The sequence below is a fragment of the Martinezella dioscoreae genome, from assembly GCF_009176305.1.
GTDB lineage: Bacteria > Pseudomonadota > Alphaproteobacteria > Rhizobiales > Rhizobiaceae > Rhizobium > Rhizobium dioscoreae.
Genome location: NZ_BLAJ01000001.1, coordinates 481,692 through 505,704, shown reverse-complemented (window position 1 = coordinate 505,704; position 24,013 = coordinate 481,692). Strand labels below are relative to the sequence as shown.

The following is a 24,013-nucleotide window of genomic DNA, read 5'->3' as shown; positions in this document are numbered from 1 at the left end:
ATGGTCATGACGATGTTCAAGAACTTGAAGCGCATCAGGCCGTGGGAAGTCGCTCTGACCGTGATGGTAATGGCCCTGCCGCTCGTGCCGGCCAACCCGATCGCGGGCCTTGGCAGTTTCGTGCGCCACGCGCACGCCACCGAAACGGCCAAGATGCCGGATACCTCGCGCCTCGTCTCCATCGGCGGCGATGTGACAGAGATCGTCTATGCGCTCGGCGAGGAAAAGCGGCTCATCGCCCGCGATTCCACCAGCCTTTATCCGAAGGAAGCGACCAAGCTTCCCGATGTCGGCTATATGCGCGCGCTGTCGCCGGAAGGCATTCTGGCCGTCAATCCGACCGCCATCATTGCCGTCGAAGGCTCCGGGCCGCCGGAAGCGCTGGCCGTGTTGCGCAATGCCAGCCTGCCTTTCGAGACCGTGCCGCAACACTACGATCGCGACGGCATCCTGAAGAAGATCGAAGTCGTCGGCGCGCTGCTTGGCGTGCCGGACAAGGCCAAGGCCCTGGAAGCCAAGGTCGCCGCCGATCTCGATGCGGCCATCAATGAATCAGCCAAGCGCCCGGAGGCCGAGCGTAAGCGCGTCCTTTTCGTGCTCAGCAACCAGAACGGCAAGATCATGGCCTCGGGCACCAATACGGCCGCCGACGGCATCATCAAGCTTACCGGCGCCACCAACGCGATCAGCGGCTTCTCCGGCTACAAATCGGTGACGGATGAAGCCATCATCGAAGCCAAGCCGGACGTGATCCTGATCATGGATCGCGAAGGGCCGCTGTCGATGTCGAACGAAGACCTCCTGAAGCAGCCGGCCATTTCGCTGACGCCGGCCGCGAGCCACAAGGCGATCGTGCGCATGGACGGCCTGCACCTCCTCGGTTTCGGACCACGCACGGCCAGCGCCATTCGCGAGCTGAACGCGGCGATCTACGGAGGCTGACGTGGCGTTCAACGATGCCATGGCCGGACTGAAGCAGATGTCGCAAAACCCGGCACGCCGACGCGAGGGAGATCGCAGCACGCTTGCAATCTTCGTTGTCGCCAGCCTCTTGGTGATTTCGGCAGCCGCCTTTCTGTTTTCGATCACGACAGGCGCATCGAATGCTTCGGTCATCGATATCGTAACGGGCATACTGACCGGCAGCACGGAAAGCACGCTTAGCATCCGCGACCGCATCGTCATTTTCGAGATCCGCCTGCCTCGCGCCGTCCTCGGCTTCCTGATCGGCGGCGGGCTGGCGGTTTCGGGTGCTGTCATGCAGGGCCTTTTCCGCAATCCGCTGGCCGATCCCGGCCTGATCGGCGTATCTGCCGGTTCCAGCCTCGGTGCGGTTGCCATGATCGTCCTCGGCGGCGGCGTGCTTGCCCCGGTTGCGCATATCCTCGGCGTCTTCGCTCTTCCCATCGCCGCCTTCATCAGCGGTCTGGCAACGACGATATTGCTTTATAAAGTCGCAACCCGGTACGGGCAGACCTCCATCGCGACCATGCTGCTGGCCGGCATCGCGCTCGGTTCGCTGGCGCTGGCGGCAACGGGAATCCTCATCTACATGGCCGACGACCGGCAGTTGCGCGACCTGACCTTCTGGAGCATGGGATCGCTGGCGGGCTCGACCTGGAGCAAGGTCGCAGGTGCCGGCCCGATCATCGTCCTTTCGCTTCTGCCCCTTCCCTTCATGGCGCGCGGGCTGAATGCGCTGACGCTCGGCGAGGCGGCCGCTTTCCACATGGGGATATCTGTGCAGCGGCTGAAGAATATCGCCATCGTCAGCGTCGCTGCGGCGGTCGGCGCCTCCGTCGCCGTCAGCGGCGGTATAGGCTTTGTCGGCATCGTCGTCCCGCATATCCTGCGCATGGTCATCGGCCCCGACCATCGTTTCCTGCTGCCGGCCTCGGCACTGCTGGGCGGCTCGTTGCTGGTCGCTGCCGATGTGGTCGCCCGCACCATCGTTTCTCCGGCCGAGCTGCCGATCGGCATTCTGACGGCTGGCGTTGGCGGTCCCTTCTTCCTGTGGATGCTGCTCAGGCAGCGCTCGCGTCTCAACCTGTGAGTTCGCGATGATCGATGTCTCCAATTTGAGCATCCGGCTTGCCGGCAAACCGGTCGTGCAGGATATATCCTTCACGGCCGAGGCCGGCACGCTGACCGCCATTTGCGGGCCGAACGGCTCCGGCAAAACCACGACGATGAAAGCCATCTCAGGCGAGCTCGCCTATAGCGGCGGCATCCATATGAACGGTGTTGAAATCAAGGCCCTGGAGCCATGGCAGCTTGCTGAAATGCGCGGCGTCCTGCCCCAAGCAAGCTCGATATCCTTCCCCTTCACCGTCCGCGAGATCGTGCGCATGGGCCTGACCAGCGGCCGCAATAGCCATCCGGAGCAAGCCGATCGTATCGCGACGGAGGCGCTTGCCGCCGTCGATCTCGGCGGCTTCGAAGGCCGCTTCTATCAGGAGCTTTCCGGCGGCGAACAGCAGCGTGTCCAGCTCGCGCGCGTGCTCTGCCAGATTTCCGAGCCCGTCATTGATGGCAAGCCTTGCTGGCTGCTGCTCGACGAACCTGTTTCCAGCCTCGACATCAGCCATCAGCTCACCATCATGACGCTTGCACGGCAATTCTGCCGGCGTGGCGGCGGCGTCATCGCCGTCATGCACGATCTCAACCTGACCGCGCTTTTCGCCGACCGGATGGTCCTGCTCAAGAACGGTCGGCTGCAGGCCACGGGATCGATCAAGGACGTGTTGACGGACCAGCACCTGCAGCATGTCTTCGGCTGCAACCTGCGCGTCAACCGCGTTCCCTCCGACGGTGCTCCCTTCGTTCTCGCCCATAGCGCACTGGCCGATTGACGCCCGCACATCCGGAACTTTTTGTTGCATCCGCGCGTTGAGATGACGCGGTCGGAATCGATGTTCCGAGCGTGGAATATTCTGGTGTGTCGGAAAAATCCCGATCATCACGAAAACAGGTGCCCCAAGGGGCGCCCAAAGCGAAAGGGAGCTGAACATGGCCACATCCTTCCTCCATTCGACGCGCGGCAAGCGCAATGGCAGCAGCCTGCATGATGTCGAAGCAACCATCGAAGAACAGATCGACTCGCTGCGCGAAGAAGTTGCGGCCTTTGCCAAGCTGATCGGCGAGAATGGCGCAAAGCAAAGCAAGAAATGGCGCGCAAATGCCGAGTCGGGACTTGATGATCTCGCTGTCCGCGGTGAAGAATTGCTGCACGATTTGCAGCGCGGCTATGCAAGGGGCTCGCGTGAAGTGCGCAGAACTGTACGCCAGCATCCCGTCGCCACCATCGGCGCGGCTGCCGCCTTCGGCCTTGCCGTCGCCCTGCTTTTGTCTCGCCGCTAGGGTGGCGGGATGATCGCTCCGATCCTCGGCCTACTTCTGTCAGGCACGTTCAACCGTACCGTTGCGCGGACCAAGCGCAACGGTATTTTCATTGCCATTGCCGTCCTCCTGCTGCTGACGGCCTATGCCTTCGCCCTGATCGCGGCTGCCATCTGGCTTGCGACGATCTACGATGCTGCGGTTTCGGCGCTGCTGATAGCGGCAGGCGCTCTGCTGCTCGGGCTGATCGTCCTCGTCATTATGGCCATCATCAACCAGCAGGAGAAACGGCAGGCCAGAGAGCGTGTGCTGGCGATGGAATCTGTAGCGGCCGCAGCGCTCGGCCTCGTACGCAAGCAACCGCTGATGACTGCGGCCATTGCCGCCGCTCTTCTCTTCGGCAATCTGTTCGGTACGCGCGACGAGGACGATTGAACCGGCATTCATGAGCGTAAAAGGGCCGACAAGGCGGAGTTGAATCCGCTCTTCACTGACGGGCTGCCGCAAAAGGCATGAAAACCGTAGAAATCGGTCGGAACGAGAAAAGGCTCGGTCGATAGCACCGGGCCTTTTCTTAGAAAGCGAATGCTTTGGACGTCAGCGGTGCAGACGTGGCATCCGGGCCGAAATCGGCCTCACCGGAAATATCCAACAATTCCTGCAGCCGCTGGCGCGCGCGGTTGACGCGGCTCTTGATGGTGCCGACTGCGCAGCCGCAAATCTCGGCTGCCTCCTCATAGGAAAATCCGGATGCGCCCACCAGGATGATGGCTTCGCGCTGATCGGGCGGCAGCTGGTCCAATGCCTTGCGGAAATCCTGCAGGTCTACGGCGCCATATTGCGAGGGATGCGTCGCCATCGATTCGGTGAATACGCCGTCGCTGTCCTGCACTTCACGGCCGCTCTTGCGCATCTGGCTGTAGAGCTCGTTGCGCAGGATGGTGAAGAGCCAGGCCTTCATATTGGTGCCCATCTCGAAATGGTCCTGCTTCGCCCAGGCCTTCATGATCGTGTCCTGAACAAGATCGTCGGCTCGATCGTGGCGGCCGGTCAGAGAAATGGCAAAGGCTCGGAGGCTCGGGAGGGCGGCGAGAAGTTCGCGCTTGAAGCTCGTTTGCGTTTCCATGGCGCCACCTCCTATTCGGAGACCTTTGCGGAGGCCAAGCGTTCGGCTTGATCGAGCTTCTCCAAAAGATCCAGGAAGCGATCAGGAATGGCTTCGTCCTGCATGGCGGAATAGAACGAACGGAGCCGGTTGCCGATCTGATTGTTGGGGTCGAGGATATCCATCGCACGCAGGTCCGATGCCTTCTTATCTGCGTCCTCATGATTCTGGATGGTCATTTGGCCTGCTCGCTTCTCAATTGTCTCGCGTTCATGGATAAGGCGCGCCCTTGCCTCCCCGTTTGGGAGAGCGGTTGACCTCATTCAAAACAGTTGCCTAACGAATCGTAAAGGTTGAGGTCGTCCGATTGTAAGCATTGTAATGCGACTGCCTAAAAAAAGTTCCGACAAAGAGGAACTTTTTTACTCAACTGACGTTTGTTAGTCATTGCGGCCTCCGGGCTGTATTTAATTAGAATTTGATAGAGGCGGGAGCCATTGATGACACTTTCCACACGCATTGCGCCGCATCTTCCGTATTTGCGGCGTTATTCACGTGCTTTGACCGGAACACAGACGTCGGGGGACGCCTATGTTGCTGCGGTTTTGGAAGCCATCATCGCCGACATATCCATCTTTCCGGACACCGACAGCGACCGCGTCGCACTCTATAAACTGTTCACGAAGCTGTTCGGTTCCGTGACACTTCAGATTCCTGAACCGGCCTCACCTTTCGCCTGGGAACAGCGCGCATCCGTAAACCTTTCCAAGGTCTCGCCACTTGCGCGTCAGGCTTTCCTGCTCGCATCTGTCGAAAGTTTCCGCCTCGGCGAGATCGCCGATATTCTCGATGTCTCTGAAAGCGATGCCATGCACCTGCTCGATACCGCCTCCCAGGAAATCTCGCGCCAGGTGGCAACGGATATCATGATCATCGAGGATGAGCCGCTGATCGCAATGGACATCGAGCAGATGGTGGAGAGTCTCGGACACCGCGTCACCGGCATTGCCCGCACCCACGCCGAAGCCGTCGCTCTTTATAATGCGACGAAGCCGAGCATGGTGCTTGCCGACATCCAGCTCGCCGACGGCAGTTCGGGCATCGATGCAGTCAACGACATCCTCAAGACCGCCAGCATCCCGGTCATCTTCATCACGGCTTTCCCCGAGCGGCTGCTGACCGGCGAGCGGCCGGAGCCGACTTTCCTCGTGACCAAGCCTTTCAATCCAGACATGGTGAAGGCCCTCATCAGCCAGGCACTCTTCTTTAACGAAACCACAAAGGTGGCCGCCTGATCCAAGTGAAAACCCCATGGCGGAACAAAGACCATAACCGGGCGTTTGGGTTCGAAACGGCCGGTTTACCGACTGTTATCCGGGGCGGTTCTATAGGTCGGTTCAAGTTGTTACGAGTGAGAATGCCCTATCGGCGGGGTTCTCGAAATGCGTGTGAAAGGCAAGCCGGTGAATACGTCTGAACCATTACCCGGCGCGCCTTTGAGCTTGGAAGGCAAAGCCGCTCTGATGGAGCGGGCGCTTGCGAGCGCCAGTGTGTCCATCCTGTTCCAGGATGTAAATCTTTCGATCCGTTATGCCGACAATCTGCCGGACCATCTGCAATCGTCTGTCGTCATGGGCGGTAATGACTCGCATCTCTTTGGAGAAAAGGATGGCGAGCACCTCTTGCGTTTGAAACGGGGCGTGCTCGAAAGCGGCAAGCCAGCAACCGCCGAGGTTGAGATCGCCAGCGGCGACGGCGCACGGATCTACGAGCTGAAAATGGAACGCATCGGCGGGCGCAAGCCGCAAGGCGTGCTGTCTGTCATCTCCGAAATCACCGAGAGCCGCCACCGCGAAAAAGTGCTGAAGTCGCTGCTGCGCGAACTGTCGCATCGCTCCAAGAACCTGCTCGCCATCATTCAGGGTATCGCCACGCAGACCGCCCGCCACACGCTTTCCGTCGACAATTTCCTCATCAAATTCCGCGGCCGTCTGCAATCCCTGTCGAATTCGCAGGATCTCATCACGGATTCCAGCTGGCGCGGTGCATATTTGTTCGAACTGGCGGAAAAGCAGTTCGCCCCCTATTGGCCCGATGCAGGCGTGCCCATGCCGATCTACGGCATCAACGCACATCTGACGCCCAATGCCGCCGTGCATCTGGGGCTTGCTCTGCACGAGCTCATCGTCAATTCCGCCTCGCATGGCGCCATCTCGACCGGCGCCACCAGCATCACGTTGAATTGCAAGGAAGCCGAGCTCGACGGCAAGAAGGCGATTGAGGTCGCCTGGTCTGAGCGTTTCTACGCGCCCGCTGACCATGAATTCGAGGACAATAGCTTCAGCCGCACGGTGCTTGAACGCGTCGTGCCGACGTCCATGAATGGCCGCGCAGACTTCGCCATTGACGACGGCAGCATCGGCTATCGGCTCACCATTCCCGAAACTGAATATGAAATCCTAAGACGCCGCTAGCGGCCGGCGGGAGCACAATAAAACAGCCAGTGCGAGGGCGGCGCACTGGCTGCTTTGCACTCATCGGGAGGGGACCGTGAGTAGAGTCCTGAGACGTATTGGGCGTGCATCAGGAGATGCGATCATCATCAGGACATCGACATAACGATGCTGCAAAGCCTTGGTTCCACCCAGATCCAAAAAAATTCATCAACTTTTTACATTTCAGCACAGCCTCTGACATGGCGTCCCTCCAATTGCAGACAGGCGCTCGCAGTCATTGTCGTGCCTCAAATCTTTCCGAACCGCGTGCGGAAAAGAAGAAAAACTATTTAAATCATATCTTTAAGATAAAAGCTCCAGTGATCGAAAACGTTCTCGTTCTCCCACAGGAAGGCGTATCGAGGCACGCTTTGCGATCAAAATTTTACCGTTTGATAAATTTTTTAAGCTGAGTTACCGTTCCAGTACTAGCCGTTTACTATAAGAGGGAACTTCAATGGGACGACTGGAAACTGGGATTCATAAAGGCAGGCTCACGCCCGCCGAATATGATGCAAACTTTTCCGATCTTCACCCGCGCCTCACCAAGCATGAGGCGCTGGTCGCATCCGACCGCTGCTATTTCTGCTACGACGCGCCGTGCATGACGGCCTGTCCCACCTCCATCGACATTCCGATGTTCATCCGCCAGATCTCCACGGGCAATCCCATCGGCTCGGCGAAAACGATCTTCGATCAGAACATCCTCGGCGGCATGTGCGCCCGCGTCTGTCCCACCGAACAGCTCTGTGAGCAGGCTTGCGTGCGCAATACTGCCGAGGAGCGCCCGGTCGAGATTGGCCGTCTGCAGCGCTATGCAACCGATACGGCGATGGCTGAGAACAAGCAGTTCTATACGCGCGCCGAATCCACCGGCAAGAAGATCGCCGTCATCGGCGCCGGTCCGGCCGGTCTTGCCTGCGCACACCGTCTTGCGGTCAAGGGTCATGACGTTACCATCTTCGATGCCCGCGAGAAGGCCGGCGGCCTGAATGAATATGGCATCGCAACCTATAAGGCCGTCGACGACTTCGCGCAAAAGGAAGTCGACTATGTGCTCGCCATCGGCGGTATCGAGGTGAAAAACGGCCAGGCACTCGGCCGCGATTTCAGCCTTTCCGACCTCTCTCAGCAATATGACGCCGTCTTCCTCGGCCTCGGCCTAGCCGGCGTCAACGCGCTGCGCGCCGAAGGCGAGGATCTCGAGGGCGTAGCTGATGCCGTCGCCTACATCGCCGAACTGCGCCAGGCCAGCAACAAGGCCGATATCGCCATCGGCCGCCGCGTCGTCGTTCTCGGCGGTGGCATGACCGCGATCGACGCAGCCGTGCAGGCAAAACTGCTTGGCGCCGAAGAGGTGACGATCTGTTATCGCCGCGGCAAGGAACACATGAACGCCTCGGAATTCGAGCAGGATCTGGCCGCCTCCAAGGGCGTCATCATCCGCCATTGGCTCGCGCCGAAGCGCATCCTTGACAAGGACGGCAAGGTCGCTGGCATCGAGGTCGAATATACCGAACTGCGTGACGGCAAGCTCGTTGGCACCGGCGATGTCGGCGTCATTGCCGCCGACCAGATCTTCAAGGCGATCGGCCAGACGTTCGAAGCCTCAGGCCTCGGCGCGCTGCGCATGGAATCCGGCCGTATCGCCATCGATGGCGAAGGCCGGACCTCGATCGAAGGCGTATGGGCCGGTGGCGACTGCGTGGCTGGCGGCGACGACCTGACGGTCTCGGCCGTAGCACAGGGTCGCGACGCGGCCGAATCCATCAATCGTGCGCTCGCTGCCGCCACGCCGGCCGCTGCAGTCGCCTGAAAGGAGAACCGATATGGCTGATCTCCGCAATAATTTCGTTGGCATCAAGTCTCCGAACCCGTTCTGGCTGGCCTCCGCGCCGCCGACCGACAAGGCCTATAACGTCGAGCGCGCGTTCAAGGCGGGCTGGGGCGGCGTCGTCTGGAAGACGCTCGGTGAAGAAGGTCCACCAGTCGTCAACGTCAACGGCCCGCGCTACGGCGCGATCTGGGGCGCCGACCGACGTCTGCTCGGTCTCAACAACATCGAGCTGATCACCGACCGCGACCTCTATACCAACCTGCGCGAAATGAAGCAGGTGAAGAAGAACTGGCCGGATCGCGCGCTGATCGCCTCGATCATGGTCCCCTGCGTCGAGGATGCCTGGAAGGCGATCCTGCCGCTGGTCGAGGAAACGGAAGCCGACGGCATCGAGCTCAATTTCGGCTGTCCCCACGGCATGTCCGAGCGCGGCATGGGTTCCGCAGTCGGACAGGTGCCGGAATATATCGAAATGGTCGTGCGCTGGTGTAAGCAGTACACGCGCATGCCCGTCATCACCAAGCTGACGCCCAATATCACCGATATCCGCAAACCTGCCCGAGCCGCCAAGGCCGGCGGCACCGATGCCGTGTCGCTGATCAATACGATCAACTCGATCGTCTCGGTCGATCTCGACAATTTCGCTCCGAACCCGACTGTCGGCGGCAAGGGCAGCCATGGCGGCTATTGCGGCCCGGCGGTGAAGCCGATCGCGCTCAACATGGTGGCCGAGATAGCCCGCGATCCTGAAACCTATGGCCTGCCGATATCGGGCATCGGCGGCATCACCACCTGGCGCGATGCAGCGGAATTCCTCGCGCTCGGCGCCGGCAACGTGCAGGTCTGCACGGCAGCCATGACCTATGGCTTCAAGATCGTCGAGGAGATGATTACCGGCCTTTCCGACTGGATGGACGAGAAGGGACATCGTACTCTGGACGATGTTATCGCCCGCGCCGTGCCGAATGTCTCCGACTGGCAGTATCTGAACCTCAACTACATCGCCAAAGCGAAGATCGACCAGGATGCCTGCATCAAGTGCGGCCGCTGTCACATCGCCTGCGAGGACACCTCGCATCAGGCGATCACCAACATGGTCGATGGCGTCAGGCGCTTCGAGGTGATGGAAGAGGAATGCGTCGGCTGCAATCTGTGCGTCAACGTCTGCCCGGTCGAGAACTGCATCACCATGGAAGAACTGCCGGCCGGCGCCCTCGACAAGCGCACCGGCAAGATCGTCGATCCGAACTATGCCAACTGGACGACGCATCCGAACAATCCGATGGCACGCCAGGCGGCGGAATAACGGTAAAGTCCGCAATCATTCAAAAGGCGACCACAGCTTGCTGCGGTCGCCTATTATTTTAGGCGCAATCCTCCGAAGGATCGAGCCGCGGCTCAGCCCTGACGAATCCGAAGCCCGTCGACGAAAAGCTGTTCCAGATAGCGGGCAGCATCCTCGAAACGTCCCTCGCCAGAATGCTCGTCGCCAAGCACCGCGCGCACTTGTACGTCGAAATCCGCATAATGCTGTGTGGTCGACCAGATCGAAAAGATCAGGTGATAAGGATCGCATTTGGCGATCTTGCCGGCTTTTGCCCAGGCGCGGATGACCTCGGCCTTCTCGTCCACAAGCGCCTTCAGCGGCCCACGCAGCTCGTCCTCAACATGCGGCGCGCCCTGCAGCATTTCATTGGCAAAAAGCCGGCTTTCGCGAGGAAAATCACGGGCCATCTCGAGCTTGCGGCGGATATAGGAACGGATCTCGCTTTCGGGGTTGCCATTGGCATCGAAAGCGCGCAGCGGCTCCAGCCAGGTAAACAGCACCCGGTCGATCAAGGCCCGATGCATCGCCTCCTTGGTGCGGAAATAGTAAAGCAGATTGGGCTTCGACATGCCCGCTACTTCGGCGATCTGGTCGATGGTCGAGCCACGAAAACCGCTGACGGAAAATACGTCCAGCGCGGCTTCCAATATGATTTCCTCTTTCTCTTCCTGGATACGGGTACGGCGCTGCGTCCTGGCGGCTCTGGGGATGGCCATATCTGCTCTGTTTCTCCTTGAAATCCAAGCCTTTCGGCCGTTCCCTCATTCACCCTGTCGATGCATCGGATCTGGCAATCGCCTGAAATTTTATCGGAATTTTTCGTGCTTTTCGTCTTGAGCCGCGCCACGGAAGTTGTAATGTTTACCAATCGGTCAAATTATCTGTCAGATGTCTCCTAAAGGCAACTGGCGATTTCCGGGCAAGAAAAACAAGACGGCGCTCCGGAATTTGAAATAAGACCAACGGGAACAATTTCGGGCATGCGCCTTGCGTGCCCCAGGACAAACAGGTGAGGATTGCATCATGGTGGCAGCGCCAGGAGAAAACATGCGTATCAATGGCGATCGCCTTTGGGATACGCTGATGGACATGGCGAAAATCGGCCCCGGCATTGCCGGCGGCAATAATCGTCAAACGCTGACCGATGCGGACGCCGAGGGACGCAGCCTTTTCAAGAGCTGGTGCGACAAGGCCGGCATGACCGTCGGCGTCGACAAGATGGGCACGATGTTCGCGACCCGCGCCGGTACCGATCCAGATGCGCTGCCCGTCTATGTCGGCTCGCATCTCGATACCCAGCCGACCGGCGGCAAGTATGACGGCGTGCTCGGCGTGCTTGCCGCGCTGGAGGTTGCGCGCACGATGAATGACCTCGGCATCAAGACCAAACATCCCATCGTGGTCACCAACTGGGCCAACGAGGAAGGCGCGCGCTTCGCGCCCGCCATGCTCGCCTCCGGCGTCTTTGCCGGCGTGCACACACTTGATTATGCCTATGGCCGCAAGGATCCCGACGGCAAGACCTATGGCGAGGAGCTGAAGCGCATCGGCTGGCTCGGCGACGAAGAGGTCGGTGCTCGCAGGATGCATGCCTATTTCGAATATCATATCGAACAGGGCCCGATCCTGGAGGCCGAAAACAAGACGATCGGCGTCGTCACGCACTGTCAGGGCCTTTGGTGGCTGGAATTCACGCTGACCGGCAAGGAAGCGCATACAGGCTCGACGCCGATGGCCATGCGCGTCAATGCCGGCCTTGCTATGTCGCGGATCATCGAGATGGTGCAGAGCGTCGCCATGGAAAACCAGCCGGGGGCCGTCGGCGGTGTCGGCCAGGTTTTCTTCTCGCCGAATTCGCGCAATGTCCTGCCTGGCAAGGTGGTCTTCACCGTCGACATCCGCACGCCGGACAAGGAAAAGCTCGATCGCATGCGCACCAAGATCGAAACCGAAGGCAAGAAGATCGCCGATGCCCTCGGCGTCGGCTGCTCTGTCGAAGCCATCGGCCATTTCGAACCGGTCACCTTCGATCCCAAGCTCGTGACTTCCGTGCGTAACGCGGCTGAGAAACTCGGCTACAGCCATATGAACATCATCTCCGGCGCCGGTCACGATGCCTGCTGGGCCGCCAAGGTTGCCCCCGCCACCATGGTCATGTGCCCCTGCGTCGGCGGCCTCTCCCACAATGAGGCCGAAGAAATCTCCAAGGAATGGGCGACCGCCGGCGCGGATGTGCTGTTCCACGCAGTCGTTGAGACGGCGGAGATCGTGGCTTGACTGCCGCGTCTCCCAGCATCGGAACCTAACACATCTGGAGCATGCACCATGAGCACAGTCATCAAGGGTGGAACCATCGTCACGGCCGATCTGACCTATAAGGCGGATGTGAAGATCGAAGGCGGTAAGATCGTCGAAATCGGGCCGAATCTCTCGGGTAATGAAGTGCTGGATGCGTCCGGCTGTTATGTCATGCCTGGCGGCATCGATCCGCACACCCATCTCGAAATGCCGTTCATGGGCACTTATTCCTCCGACGATTTCGAGAGCGGTACCCGCGCTGCCCTTGCCGGCGGCACGACGATGGTGGTGGATTTTGCGCTCCCCTCGCCCGGCCAGTCGCTGCTCGAGGCGCTGACCATGTGGGACAACAAGTCCACCCGCGCAACCTGCGACTATTCCTTCCACATGGCAATCACCTGGTGGGGCGAACAGGTCTTCAACGAGATGGAAACCGTCGTCCGCGAGAAGGGCATCAACACATTCAAGCATTTCATGGCCTATAAGGGCGCGCTTATGGTGGATGACGACGAGATGTTCTCTTCCTTCCAGCGCTGCGCCGAGCTTGGCGCTTTGCCGCTCGTCCACGCCGAAAACGGCGATGTGGTCGCGCAGATGCAGGCAAAGCTGCTGGCCGAAGGCAATAACGGCCCGGAAGCGCATGCCTATTCCCGCCCGGCGGAAGTCGAAGGCGAGGCAACGAACCGCGCCATCATGATCGCCGATATGGCGGGCTCGCCCGTCTATATCGTCCATACCTCCTGCGAACAGGCGCATGAAGCCATCCGCCGCGCCCGCCAGAAGGGCATGCGCGTCTATGGCGAACCGCTGATCCAGCACCTGACACTAGACGAAAGCGAATATGCCAATGCAGATTGGGACCATGCCGCCCGCCGTGTGATGTCACCCCCCTTCCGCAACAAGCAGCATCAGGATAGCCTCTGGGCCGGTCTCGCCTCCGGCTCTCTGCAGGTGGTCGCGACCGACCACTGCGCCTTTACGACCGAGCAGAAACGCTTCGGCCTCAACGACTTCACCAAGATCCCGAACGGAACCGGCGGCCTTGAGGATCGTATGCCCATGCTCTGGACCTACGGCGTCAACACCGGCCGGCTGACGATGAACGAGTTCGTCGCGGTCACGTCGACCAACATCGCCAAGATTCTCAACGTCTATCCGAAGAAGGGCGCGATCCTTGTGGGCGCCGATGCCGATATCGTCGTATGGGACCCGAAGCGCTCGAAAACTATCGCCGCCAAGACCCAGCAGTCGGCGATCGACTACAACGTCTTCGAGGGCAAGGAAGTGACCGGCCTGCCGCGCTATACGCTGACGCGCGGCATCGTCGCCATCGAGGAAGGCACGGTCAAGACCAGGGAAGGCCACGGCGAGTTCGTCAAGCGCGAGCCCTTCACCGCCGTCAACCGGGCACTTTCCACCTGGAAAGAAATCACCGCGCCGCGCAAGGTGCAGCGCAGCGGCATCCCGGCAAGCGGGGTATGACGCTTGGGCACGGCGCTTCGGCTCATCGGCCATCTAGAGCAATTCCAGGAAAAGTGCGCAGCAGTTTTCCGTCCGGAATTGCGTAGAAACAAGGAGATAGAGCATTTTCGCGATTCAAAGAAAAGCGAGACGGCTCTAGCACAGCACATACCGTTCCAGATCCGGCAGCAGGACGACGCTTTCCTGCTCGTTCGGATCGGTGCGGGCGATGACCGCTGTCGCCGGCCGGTCGCTCAAGTTCGCGGGAAGATGGGGGACGCCGGCCGGAATATAAAACATCTCGCCCTCGCGCACGATGACATGCTCTTCCAGCTGGTCGCCGAACCAGCAATGCGTCTCTCCGGAAATCGCGTAGATCGCCGTCTCATGCGAGGCGTGAAGATGCGCCTTGGCGCGGGCACCCGGCGGGATGGTCAGAAGATGCATGCAAATCCCCGTCGAGCCCACTGTCTCGGCGGCAATCCCTTCGAAATAATTGAGACCTTGTTTTCCGGCATAGGTACTGCCGGGCCGCACGATATAGCAGGTGGGCTTCGATGAGACACTCACGGCATTGCTCCCCTCTGTTCAGCAGCCCCAAGGCCTTCGCGCCTCTCCGGACTGCGGCAATGCCAAACAGGATAACACGCAATCCGCCTCAAACATGCGGCGAAAACAGGACTGGTAGGTGTTAATGACGTCATCCGCTTCCTCCGTCGTCTCTGCGCGGAATCTCTGTCTCACCTACAATACAAATGACGGGCCGGTGCATGCGCTGAGCAATGTCGATCTCGATGTTCGTAAGGGCGATTTCGTCTCCTTCATCGGCCCTTCGGGCTGCGGCAAGACCACCTTCCTGCGTGTCATCGCCGACCTCGAGCGTAAGACATCGGGCGATATCAGCGTCAACGGCATGTCGCCGGAAGATGCCCGAAAAAATCGCGCCTATGGCTATGTCTTCCAGGCCGCAGCCCTTTATCCCTGGCGGACGATCGAGAAGAATATCGCCCTGCCGCTCGAAATCATGGGCTATGACAAGCAAGAGCAGGCCAAGCGCATCGCCCGGACGCTGGAACTCGTCAATCTCAACGGCTTCGAACACAAGTTTCCCTGGCAGCTGTCCGGCGGCATGCAGCAACGCGCCTCCATTGCCCGCGCCTTGGCTTTCGATGCCGATCTGCTGCTGATGGACGAGCCCTTCGGCGCACTGGACGAAATCGTCCGCGATCATTTGAACGAACAGCTTCTGAAACTCTGGAAACAGACGAACAAGACCATCTGCTTCGTAACCCACTCCATCCCGGAAGCAGTCTATCTCTCGACGAAGATCGTGGTCATGTCACCGCGTCCGGGCCGCGTCACCGACGTCATCGAATCGACGCTACCGACGGAGCGGCCGCTCGACATTCGCGAAACGCCGGAATTCCTGGAAATCGCCCACCGCGTCCGGGAAGGGCTGAGAGCAGGGCATAGCTATGAGGAATAGGATGATGGACGGCTCCGTTGCGCGACGGCCCCTCACCGTACCGAGCCCAAGGCAATCGCATATAAGAGCAGGTCGGTGCGGTCTTTACCTTCTCCCCTCGGGGAGAAGGTGGCCCGAAGGGTCGGATGAGGGGGTTAACCGCTTCAAAGCCAACGGCTTCCGCTTTCTTGGCAAGCCCCCTCATCCGCCTGGCGGCACCTTCTCCCCGAGGGGAAAAGGAGGTGCGCCGAAGCAGCCTCATTCTCATTCAATTGCCGTACTGTCGGAGCCGGGAAAACAACGCCGCTCCGCAATCGGAGGAATATCATGAACCCGCAATTCCTCCTCTGGCTTGTCGGCGCGATGGCGATCTTCATCGGCGGTGCCACAGCTTCGCGCGCCTATATCGCCAACAACAACATGTTGGTCTTGATCCTGTCGCTCGCGCTCTATTGTGTCGGCAATCTGATGATGGTGCGGTTGATGCGCGAGGGCGGACTTGGCCTGGCGATCTCCGCTTCCTCCATCGCGCAGCTCGTCGTCGTCAATGTCATCGCCTTCATCGTTTTTGGCGAACGGCTGAGCCTGCAGCAACTTGCCGGCGTGGGTCTTGGCATCATCGCCATGATCCTCATGCTGCTTCCCGCGCAAGGAAGGGCATGAACATGGAAAAGGAACAGTTCTTCAAGCACAAGTTCCTGCCGGTCACGACGATCATCCTGGCGATCGTCCTGCTCTGGTATGTCTTCGCCGTCATTCTCAATGCGCCATTCCAGCGCGATCTCGACCGGCGCGGCAACGTAACACCGACGATGGTAGAATTCATCGGCAAGACGCTGTCGCAGCCGAAGCCGACCCTGCCCGCGCCGCACCAGGTAGCGCAGAATGTCTTTGAAAACACTTTCCTGCGGGTGCCGACAAGCAATCGCAGCCTCGTCTACAATGCCTGGATAACGCTGGCGCCAACAGCGGTCGGCTTTGCCTTTGGCACGATTCTCGGCGTCCTCTTTGCCGTTGGTATCGTTCATCTCGTCGCGCTCGACCGCAGCCTCATGCCGTGGATCATCGCGTCCCAGACGATCCCGATCCTTGCCATCGCTCCGACGATCATCGTTGTCTTCAGCGCTCTTGGCATAGACGGGCTGATCCCGAAGGCGCTGATTTCCACCTATCTGTCGTTCTTCCCGGTCACGGTCGGCATGACGAAGGGCCTGCGCTCTCCGGAAATCATGCATCTCGATCTGATGCGCACCTACAATGCCAGCAGCTGGCAGACCTTCTGGAAACTGCGCGTGCCGGCTTCAGTCCCCTTCCTCTTCACCTCCATGAAGGTCGCGATCGCCGCAAGCCTGGTCGGAACGATCGTCGGCGAGCTGCCGACGGGCGCGGTCGCCGGCATCGGCGCGAAGCTGCTGGCAGGCTCCTATTACAGCCAGACGATCGATATATGGGCGGCCTTGGTCGCCGGTTCCGTCCTCGCTGCCGTTCTCGTCGGCATCGTCAGCATCGCGGCGCGCATCGTCGACCGTTCGATGGGAGGCAGAACGGCATGAGATCCTTTCTTTTCTCCTGGCAGGGCATTCTTGCACTTCTTTTGTGTCTTGCAGCAATCCCCGCATTGCCGTTGCTCGCAGCGGATGCCGCTGCACCCGTCAGCAGCGGAACGACCTTCGTCATCTTCATTCTGATTGCTGCGGCGGCCGCCCTTTCCTTCATGCGCCTATCTGCAGACTTGAGCGCGGCGGTCCTCTTCTTCGGCGCGCATGCGGCGGCATGGCTGCTGCTTGCGGGAATTTCCGGCAATGAAGGCAAGGCACAGCTATCCTTCTTCATTCTGATTGCCGCTTCATGGCTGCTGGCCTGGCGCTGCGTTTCCGTCCTGTCGTCGATGCGTTCGCACTCGACCGCCGGCAACTATACGCTGCGGCTGCTGATCCCGGCGATCTTTGGCATATGGATACTGATCATCTGGGAAGCCGTCACTCGCGGCGCAGGCGTCTCCCTGGTCCTTCTGCCGCCGCCGAGCGCCATCGGTGCCAGGATCGCCAATTCGATTCCGACATTGTGGATCGATGTCCGCCAGACGATCCTCACCGCCGTCCTGATCGGCTATATCATCGGCTGCGCCAGCGGCTTCATCGTCGCCATTCTTGCGGACCGCTTTGCCTTCCTGCGGCGCGGCCTGCTGCCGATCGGCAATTTCGTCTCGGCCCTGCCGATCATCGGCGTCGCACCGATCATGGTCATGTGGTTCGGTTTCGATTGGCAGTCGAAAGCCGCCGTCGTCGTCATCATGACCTTCTTCCCAATGCTGGTGAACACGGTGACAGGCCTTGCCGCCGCCGGCAATATGGAACGCGACCTGATGCGCACCTACGCATCGAGCTACTGGCAGACGCTCTTCAAGCTGCGCCTGCCCGCCGCCGCCCCCTTTATTTTCAATGCGCTGAAGATCAACTCGACCCAGGCGATGATTGGTGCCATCGTGGCGGAGTTCTTCGGCACGCCCATGTCGGGCATGGGTTTCCGCATCTCAACCGAAAATGGCCGGTTGAACCTCGATATGGTCTGGGCTGAGATCGCGGTTGCCGCGATTGCCGGCTCGGTCTTCTACGGTATCGTCGCCATCATCGAACGAATGGTGACGTTCTGGCATCCGTCTATCCGTGGTGGGCAGACGTAATCCAGGATCCCCTCCAAGGGATCAAGGCATAACTTCAGAGGGAAAGGGTGAAGACATGAAAAAAATAATGTTTGCATTGATGGCAAGTGCCATGACGCTTGCCGCCACCCAGGGCGCGATGGCGGCGGATAAGTTGACCTTGCAGCTGAAATGGGTGGCCCAGGCTCAGTTCGGCGGCTACTTCGTCGCCAAGGACAAGGGCTTCTACAAGGAAGAAGGCCTCGATGTCGATATCAAGGCGGGCGGGCCTGATATCGCTCCGGAGCAGGTAATCGCCGGCGGCGGTGCCGATGTGATCGTCGACTGGATGGGCGGCGCGCTGGTTGCCCGCGAAAAGGGCGTGCCACTCATCAATATCGCCCAGCCCTTCGAAAAATCCGGTCTGGAGCTGATCTGCCCTAAGGATGGACCGGTCAAGACGGAGAAGGATTTCAAGGGACACACCCTCGGCGTCTGGTTCTACGGCAACGAATATCCCTTCTTCGCCTGGATGCATAAGCTCGGCCTCAAGACCGACGGCGGCAAGGATGGCGTCAACGTTCTGAAGCAGAGCTTCGACGTGCAGCCCCTCGTCCAGAAGCAGGCCGACTGCATCTCCGTCATGACCTATAACGAATATTGGCAGGCGATCGATGCCGGCTTCAAGGCCGAAGACCTGACCGTCTTCAACTATACGAAGCTCGGCAACGACCTTCTGGAAGACGGCCTCTACGTCAAAGAAGACAAGCTGAAGGACGCGAAGTTCAAGGCCGATATGGTGAAATTCGTCCGCGCTTCGATGAAGGGCTGGAAATATGCCGTCGAGCATCCGGATGAAGCCGCCGAGATCGTCATGGACAATGGTGGCCAGGATGAAAACCACCAGAAGCGCATGGCGGGCGAAGTCGCCAAGCTGATCGGCAACGGCAAGCTCGACATGAAGACCTATAACCGCACGGTCGAAGCCTTGCTCGATCAGAAAATCATCAACAAGAAGCCGGATGGCGCCTATACGCATGAGATCACGGACGCTGCTCTGAAATAAGCTCGGAGCACTCACAGAGGCTAAAACGCGCGAGGTTACCGCCCCGCGCGTTTTTTTCATTTTGTAACAGTAGCAACAAAATGCTGGCTTTGTCGCTCCGTCTGGCTGAAAAGCCCTCAGCCATCAACTATTCGAATGCTGACATCACAATGCCGTGATTGCTTCGCAAGGTTGTAGACGATAGAAATGCCCGCGAAATCATTTTCTCGTGATCTTGCGAGAATTGAAAACCGATCCCATCTACACTGCGATTTTAGGATGAGGGAACTGCAAGGCATGACAGACGGATATTGATCCGCCGGAGAAGCCGGCCCGCATGCATCGCATCCCCGTGTTCGCGACGGAAATCAGCGAAATCCCATTTTATCAAACGCCGAACTGGAACCGGACGCATGGCCCTTACGCCGTTTAGACTTCTGAGCACGACCGCAATCCTGCTTTCCCTGCTGGGCGTGTCTGCCGCCCTGGCGGAAGAGCCCCCGGTTACCACGCCGAAACAGAACCTGCCCGCAATCGTCATCACCACAGCCACGATGCGCCACCTGACCGACAAGGTGGTCGCGACCGGCACGGTGAAGGCTGTCGAGGAGGTTTACATCCAGCCGCAGGTGGATGGCCTCTCCATCCGCTCTCTCAACGCAGATGTCGGCGACAAGGTCAGCGCGAACAGCACGCTTGCCACGCTGAACGATGATGCTCTTATTCTGCAGAAGAGCCAGATGCAGGCGACGCGGGCCAAAGGCGAAGCAAGCCTTGCGCAATTGCACGCCCAGCTCACCGAAGCCCGCGCCAATGCCGAAGAGGCAGAATTGCAGCGTGTTCGCGCCGTCACGATGGGCGCCAAGGGCACGATGTCGACCTCCTCGGTGGAACAGGCGAATGCCGCCGCCGCCGCCAACAAGGCGCGCGTCGTTTCCGCCGAGCAGGCGATCGCCGTTGCAGAGGCCGATCTGAAAGTTACCGACAGCCAGATCGCCGATACCGATCTCAAGCTTGCCAGAACAGGCATTAGGACCCCCGTCGCCGGCACCGTCGCGTCGCGCAATGCCCGCGTCGGCGCCATCGCCAACGGCAATGGCGATCCGCTTTTCACCATCATCCGCGACAGCCAGCTCGAATTGGTGGTCGATGTGTCCGAGAGCGATATCACCAAGATCACGAGCGGACAGAAGGCCTTGATCGCGCTTTCAGGCCGTCGCGAAAAGCTTGCCGGAACGGTCCGTCTCGTTGCTCCAATCGTCGATCCCGTCACCCGCCTCGGCGCGGTGCATATCACGATCGACGAAGGCGAGAAGGCCCGCGCCGGCATGTATGGTAGCGCCGAGATCATCATTCGCCAGGAAGATGGCGTTGCGCTGCCGCTGACGGCAGTCAACAGCGAGGAAAACGGTTCTTCCGCCCGCAAGGTCGAAAACGGCGTGGTCAAGTTCGTGAGCGTCGAAACCGGCATCCAGGATTCAGGCTATGTCGAGATCGTCAAGGGCCTGAAAGCCGGTGATGATGTCGTCGCCAAGGCCGGTGCCTATGTTCGCGACGGCGACCACATCACGCCGGTTCGCGATACGTCGCAAGCCTCCAACTGAGCGAGAACGACAAGATGAACTTCTCCGCCTGGTCCATCCGAAATCCGGTCGCCCCGCTCCTCGGCTTCTTCCTGCTGATGGTCGTGGGCGCGCATGCCTTCTTCAATCTGCCCATCACCCGCTTCCCGAACATTGACGTCCCTATTGTCAATGTCACCGTGACGCAAAGCGGCGCCTCGCCGGCCGAGCTCGAAATGCAGGTGACGAAGGAGATCGAAGACGCCGTTGCCAGCATCAACGGCATCGACGAGATACAATCGACGATCACCGACGGCCAATCGCAGACCGTCGTCGTCTTCCGATTGGAGGTGCCGACAGAGCAGGCCGTTCAGGACACCAAGGACGCCATCGACCGCATCCGCGGCAACCTGCCATCGACCATCGATGAGCCGATCGTCTCCAAGGTCGATGTCGTCGGCCAAGCGATCCAGAGCTTCGCCGTGTCCTCGCCGAACATGACGCTCGAAGAGCTGTCCTGGTACGTGGACGATACGGTCAAGCGCGCGCTGCAGGGCAAGGCGGGCATCGGCCGAGTGGACCGCTATGGCGGCGCCGATCGAGAAGTGCGCATCGAGCTCGATCCCAACAAGCTGAACGCCTATGGCATAACAGCGCTTTCGGTGAGCCAGCAGCTCCGCAGCACCAATATCGATCTTGGTTCCGGCCGCGGCCAGGTTGCCGGCAGCGAGCAGGCGATCCGCGTGCTCGGCGACGCCCGCAATGTCGCCCAGCTCGCCGATACGACGATCGCGCTCACCAACGGGCGCTTCGTAAAACTCTCCGATCTCGGCGCCATCAAGGACACCTATCAGGAGCCGAAGTCCTTTTCGCGGTTCAACAGTGCCCCTGTCGTCACCTTCGGCGTATTCCGCGCCAAGGGCGCCAGCGAGGTGACCGTCGCCAAGACGGTTGCCGACACGCTCGACAAGGTGCGCGCGGAGAACCCGAACGTCTCGATCGAGATGATCGACGACTCCGTCTACTACACCTATGGCAACTACGAATCCGCGATGCATACGCTGATCGAAGGCGCCATACTGGCCGTCATCGTCGTCTTCCTGTTCCTGCGGAACTGGCGCGCGACGCTGATATCGGCGGTTGCCTTGCCGCTCTCCGCGATCCCGACATTCTGGATCATGAACCAGATCGGCTTCTCGCTGAACCTCGTCAGCTTCCTGGCGCTGACGCTGGCGACCGGTATTCTCGTCGATGATGCCATCGTCGAAATCGAGAACATCGCGCGCCACATCAAGATGGGCAAGACGCCCTATCGCGCCGCCATCGACGCTGCAGACGAAATCGGTCTGGCCGTCATTGCGACGACCTTCACCATCATCGCGGTCTTCGTGCCCGTCTCCTTCATGCCGGGTATTCCGGGGCAGTACTTCATCCAGTTCGGCCTGACGGTCGCCTTCTCGGTGTTCTTCTCGCTGCTGGTGGCGCGTCTGATCACGCCGATGATGGCCGCCTATCTGATGCGCGCCGAAGACGGCGTCGATGACCATCACGACAATGACGGCCGCTTCATGCGGGGCTATAGCTGGCTGGTGCGGCTGACGACGAAGAAGTGGTACACGCGTTATCCGACGCTGCTTGCCGCTTTCGCTTTCTCGATCGCTTCGGTCTTCGCTCTCATCATGTTCGTCCCCGGCAGCTTCATCCCGCCGGAAGACTCCTCGCGCATCGTTCTGTCGGCGGAACTGCCGCCGAACGCCCGGCTCGATGATACGGAACAGGCAACCAACGAGATCTATCGGCGCGTGAAGGGTATCGATGGCGTTGAAAGCGTCTTCGTACTCGGCGGCGCCTCGCCGAAGGGCGATCTGGAACTGCGCCGCGCCACGGTGACGCTGACACTCGGCAAGCTCGATCAGTCGCTGACAAAGAAGGTCGTGAACGACGTTCTCGGCTCGCTGCCTGTCATCGGCCCCCACCTGCCGAAGGTTACCGTCCATGGCCGCGTGCGCCCGCAATGGGAGATCGAAAAGGAAGTCTTTGCCAAGCTGCGCTCGATACCCGACGTCCGCATCACCAAGCTGAACGATCGCGGCGACCGCGACCTGACCTATAACTTCCTCTCGCGCAACGAAAAGGACCTCAATCAGGCCGTCGGTATTCTGGAAGCCAAGCTGCGCGCCGATCCGGCGCTTGCCAATGTCAGCGCCGACGGCGCCCTGCCGCGGCCCGAGTTGCAGATCTTCCCGCGCAAGGACGAGGCGGCACGCCTTGGCATCACGCCGCAGATGATTTCGGATACGATTCGCGTGGCGACCATCGGCGATATCGACGCTTCACTTGCGAAGATCTCGCTCGATGATCGCCAGATCCCAATCCGCGTTCAGGCCTCACTCGGCATGCGCCGAGATCTGGCCGCGATCCGTGCGTTGCGCATCAAGACATCGATGGGCACCACCGGACAGGCATCCACCGGCACCACCGTGCCGCTATCGAGCGTGGCCGACATCGACTATTCGGAGGGCCTTTCCTCCATCAAGCGCAACAACCGTTTCCGCGTCGTCGCGATCGGGGCCGACCTGCCGCAAGGCGTGGCGCTGGATACGGCATCGGAACACTTCCTCAATATCGTCAACAACGCCAAGATCCCGGCAACCGTGCATCTGGCAGAAAGCGGCGATACCAAGGTCCAGAAGGAAATGCAGCAGAGCTTCGGCAATGCCATGCTTCTCGGCCTCATGCTCGTTTTGACTGTGCTGATCCTGCTGTTCAAGGATGTGATCCAGCCCTTCACCATTCTGCTGTCGCTGCCGTTGGCGATCGGCGGCGTGGCGCTGGCCTTGATCATGACCGGCAATGCGCTGTCCATGCCCGTCATGATCGGCATTCTGATGCTGATGGGTATCGTGACGAAGAACGCCATCCTGCTGGTCGATTTCGCGATCGAGATGATGCATCAGGGCATGCCGCGGCTGGAAGCGGTCGTCGAAGCCGGCCGGAAGCGTGCCCGCCCGATCATCATGACCTCGATTGCCATGTCGGCCGGCATGCTACCGTCCGCTCTCGGCGTCGGCGAAGGCGGCTCCTTCCGCGCACCGATGGCGATAGCCGTGATCGGCGGCATCATTGTCTCGACGGTACTCAGCCTTGTGGTCGTGCCGTCCTTCTTCCTGATCATGGACGACCTGTCGCGCCTGCTCGGCTACCTCTTCGGCAGGCTTGTCGGCAAGAAAGATGCGGACGACGAGGTCGTGACTAAAGAAGGTCTGGCCGTCGCCGTCAACGAAAACCGCCAGTCGCTCACCAATCTGGAAGAGCGCCTGGAGGCCATCGAAAACAAGGATGGAAGAAACAGGTCGGTGGGCACCAATGTGCTAAAGCTGCCGCCCTTCGCGGCAGAATAGAACAGCCTCAGCAGATGTCTGGATGATGACAGGGCGG

22 protein-coding genes are annotated in these 24,013 nt (G+C 60.0%); 18 read left to right on the top strand and 4 right to left on the bottom strand.

Annotated elements, in window-relative coordinates; all coding sequences use genetic code 11:
- The first annotated feature begins 6 nt into the window (after nucleotides 1-6).
- The 5 genes from GDN47_RS02425 to GDN47_RS02405 all read left to right on the top strand — a co-directional run bounded on the left by GDN47_RS02425 (nucleotide 7) and on the right by GDN47_RS02405 (nucleotide 3,774).
- Entirely contained in the window at nucleotides 7-942 is a 936-nt protein-coding gene (locus GDN47_RS02425; RefSeq protein WP_145632178.1) for a heme/hemin ABC transporter substrate-binding protein, read from the top strand.
- A 19-nt stretch (nucleotides 943-961) separates the two neighbouring features.
- A complete protein-coding gene (locus GDN47_RS02420; RefSeq protein ID WP_371864935.1) occupies nucleotides 962-2,053 on the top strand; it encodes a FecCD family ABC transporter permease in 1,092 nt (363 codons plus the stop codon).
- A gap of 7 nt (nucleotides 2,054-2,060) precedes the next feature.
- Nucleotides 2,061-2,852 carry a heme ABC transporter ATP-binding protein gene (locus GDN47_RS02415; RefSeq protein ID WP_145632173.1) on the top strand — a complete coding sequence of 264 codons (792 nt, stop codon included), beginning with the start codon at nucleotides 2,061-2,063 and terminating at the stop codon, nucleotides 2,850-2,852.
- A 157-nt stretch (nucleotides 2,853-3,009) separates the two neighbouring features.
- Nucleotides 3,010-3,360 (top strand): glycine zipper domain-containing protein, encoded by a 351-nt coding sequence (locus tag GDN47_RS02410; RefSeq protein ID WP_113330223.1) that lies wholly within the window; start codon nucleotides 3,010-3,012, stop codon nucleotides 3,358-3,360.
- 9 nt (nucleotides 3,361-3,369) lie between these two features.
- Complete coding sequence (locus GDN47_RS02405) at nucleotides 3,370-3,774, top strand: hypothetical protein (protein WP_145632171.1); 405 nt, start codon at nucleotides 3,370-3,372, stop codon at nucleotides 3,772-3,774.
- Between the two features lie 139 nt (nucleotides 3,775-3,913).
- Here the strand turns inward: GDN47_RS02405 and GDN47_RS02400 are convergent, their stop codons facing one another.
- Both GDN47_RS02400 and GDN47_RS02395 read right to left on the bottom strand, forming a co-directional pair.
- Nucleotides 3,914-4,465 carry an RNA polymerase sigma factor gene (locus GDN47_RS02400; RefSeq protein WP_004107036.1) on the bottom strand — a complete coding sequence of 184 codons (552 nt, stop codon included), beginning with the start codon at nucleotides 4,463-4,465 and terminating at the stop codon, nucleotides 3,914-3,916.
- Nucleotides 4,466-4,476: 11 nt separating this feature from the next.
- Nucleotides 4,477-4,683 carry a NepR family anti-sigma factor gene (locus tag GDN47_RS02395; protein WP_113395451.1) on the bottom strand — a complete coding sequence of 69 codons (207 nt, stop codon included), beginning with the start codon at nucleotides 4,681-4,683 and terminating at the stop codon, nucleotides 4,477-4,479.
- A gap of 261 nt (nucleotides 4,684-4,944) precedes the next feature.
- Between GDN47_RS02395 and GDN47_RS02390 the strand changes: the two genes are divergently transcribed.
- The 4 genes from GDN47_RS02390 to preA all read left to right on the top strand — a co-directional run bounded on the left by GDN47_RS02390 (nucleotide 4,945) and on the right by preA (nucleotide 10,082).
- On the top strand, nucleotides 4,945-5,739 hold the full coding sequence (locus tag GDN47_RS02390; protein ID WP_069611680.1) for a response regulator: 795 nt from the start codon (nucleotides 4,945-4,947) through the stop codon (nucleotides 5,737-5,739).
- Nucleotides 5,740-5,886: 147 nt separating this feature from the next.
- The gene (locus GDN47_RS02385) at nucleotides 5,887-6,918 is read left to right on the top strand and encodes a sensor histidine kinase (protein WP_113395452.1); all 1,032 of its coding nucleotides are present in this window, start codon (nucleotides 5,887-5,889) and stop codon (nucleotides 6,916-6,918) included.
- 478 nt (nucleotides 6,919-7,396) lie between these two features.
- Nucleotides 7,397-8,755 carry an NAD(P)-dependent oxidoreductase gene (locus tag GDN47_RS02380; RefSeq protein WP_145632167.1) on the top strand — a complete coding sequence of 453 codons (1,359 nt, stop codon included), beginning with the start codon at nucleotides 7,397-7,399 and terminating at the stop codon, nucleotides 8,753-8,755.
- Between the two features lie 13 nt (nucleotides 8,756-8,768).
- Nucleotides 8,769-10,082: an NAD-dependent dihydropyrimidine dehydrogenase subunit PreA gene (preA, locus tag GDN47_RS02375; RefSeq protein ID WP_113330228.1), complete on the top strand. Its 1,314-nt coding sequence runs from the start codon at nucleotides 8,769-8,771 to the stop codon at nucleotides 10,080-10,082.
- Between the two features lie 92 nt (nucleotides 10,083-10,174).
- On the opposite strand, the gene GDN47_RS02370 is transcribed toward preA, so the two are convergent.
- Nucleotides 10,175-10,819: a TetR family transcriptional regulator C-terminal domain-containing protein gene (locus GDN47_RS02370; RefSeq protein ID WP_113330229.1), complete on the bottom strand. Its 645-nt coding sequence runs from the start codon at nucleotides 10,817-10,819 to the stop codon at nucleotides 10,175-10,177.
- Nucleotides 10,820-11,126: 307 nt separating this feature from the next.
- Here GDN47_RS02370 and GDN47_RS02365 point away from each other — a divergent pair, with 307 nt between their 5' ends.
- A complete protein-coding gene (locus GDN47_RS02365) occupies nucleotides 11,127-12,380 on the top strand; it encodes a Zn-dependent hydrolase (protein ID WP_152092589.1) in 1,254 nt (417 codons plus the stop codon).
- Nucleotides 12,381-12,428: 48 nt separating this feature from the next.
- A complete protein-coding gene (gene hydA / locus GDN47_RS02360; RefSeq protein ID WP_145632162.1) occupies nucleotides 12,429-13,883 on the top strand; it encodes a dihydropyrimidinase in 1,455 nt (484 codons plus the stop codon).
- A gap of 135 nt (nucleotides 13,884-14,018) precedes the next feature.
- Here the strand turns inward: hydA and GDN47_RS02355 are convergent, their stop codons facing one another.
- Complete coding sequence (locus GDN47_RS02355) at nucleotides 14,019-14,432, bottom strand: cupin domain-containing protein (RefSeq protein ID WP_152092588.1); 414 nt, start codon at nucleotides 14,430-14,432, stop codon at nucleotides 14,019-14,021.
- Between the two features lie 124 nt (nucleotides 14,433-14,556).
- Between GDN47_RS02355 and GDN47_RS02350 the strand changes: the two genes are divergently transcribed.
- The 7 genes from GDN47_RS02350 to GDN47_RS02320 all read left to right on the top strand — a co-directional run bounded on the left by GDN47_RS02350 (nucleotide 14,557) and on the right by GDN47_RS02320 (nucleotide 23,976).
- Nucleotides 14,557-15,348: an ABC transporter ATP-binding protein gene (locus tag GDN47_RS02350; protein ID WP_113389050.1), complete on the top strand. Its 792-nt coding sequence runs from the start codon at nucleotides 14,557-14,559 to the stop codon at nucleotides 15,346-15,348.
- A gap of 306 nt (nucleotides 15,349-15,654) precedes the next feature.
- Nucleotides 15,655-15,990, top strand: coding sequence for a DMT family transporter (locus tag GDN47_RS02345; protein ID WP_113330234.1), 336 nt, complete (start codon nucleotides 15,655-15,657; stop codon nucleotides 15,988-15,990).
- Between the two features lie 2 nt (nucleotides 15,991-15,992).
- Nucleotides 15,993-16,880: an ABC transporter permease gene (locus tag GDN47_RS02340; RefSeq protein WP_113330235.1), complete on the top strand. Its 888-nt coding sequence runs from the start codon at nucleotides 15,993-15,995 to the stop codon at nucleotides 16,878-16,880.
- A complete protein-coding gene (locus tag GDN47_RS02335; RefSeq protein WP_152092587.1) occupies nucleotides 16,877-18,010 on the top strand; it encodes an ABC transporter permease in 1,134 nt (377 codons plus the stop codon). The genes GDN47_RS02340 and GDN47_RS02335 overlap by 4 nt, the downstream gene beginning before the upstream one ends.
- A 55-nt stretch (nucleotides 18,011-18,065) precedes the next feature.
- Complete coding sequence (locus GDN47_RS02330; RefSeq protein WP_145632158.1) at nucleotides 18,066-19,034, top strand: ABC transporter substrate-binding protein; 969 nt, start codon at nucleotides 18,066-18,068, stop codon at nucleotides 19,032-19,034.
- Nucleotides 19,035-19,426: 392 nt separating this feature from the next.
- Nucleotides 19,427-20,617 (top strand): efflux RND transporter periplasmic adaptor subunit, encoded by a 1,191-nt coding sequence (locus tag GDN47_RS02325; protein WP_145632157.1) that lies wholly within the window; start codon nucleotides 19,427-19,429, stop codon nucleotides 20,615-20,617.
- 14 nt (nucleotides 20,618-20,631) lie between these two features.
- Nucleotides 20,632-23,976: an efflux RND transporter permease subunit gene (locus tag GDN47_RS02320; protein ID WP_145316313.1), complete on the top strand. Its 3,345-nt coding sequence runs from the start codon at nucleotides 20,632-20,634 to the stop codon at nucleotides 23,974-23,976.
- The last annotated feature ends 37 nt before the right edge of the window (nucleotides 23,977-24,013 follow it).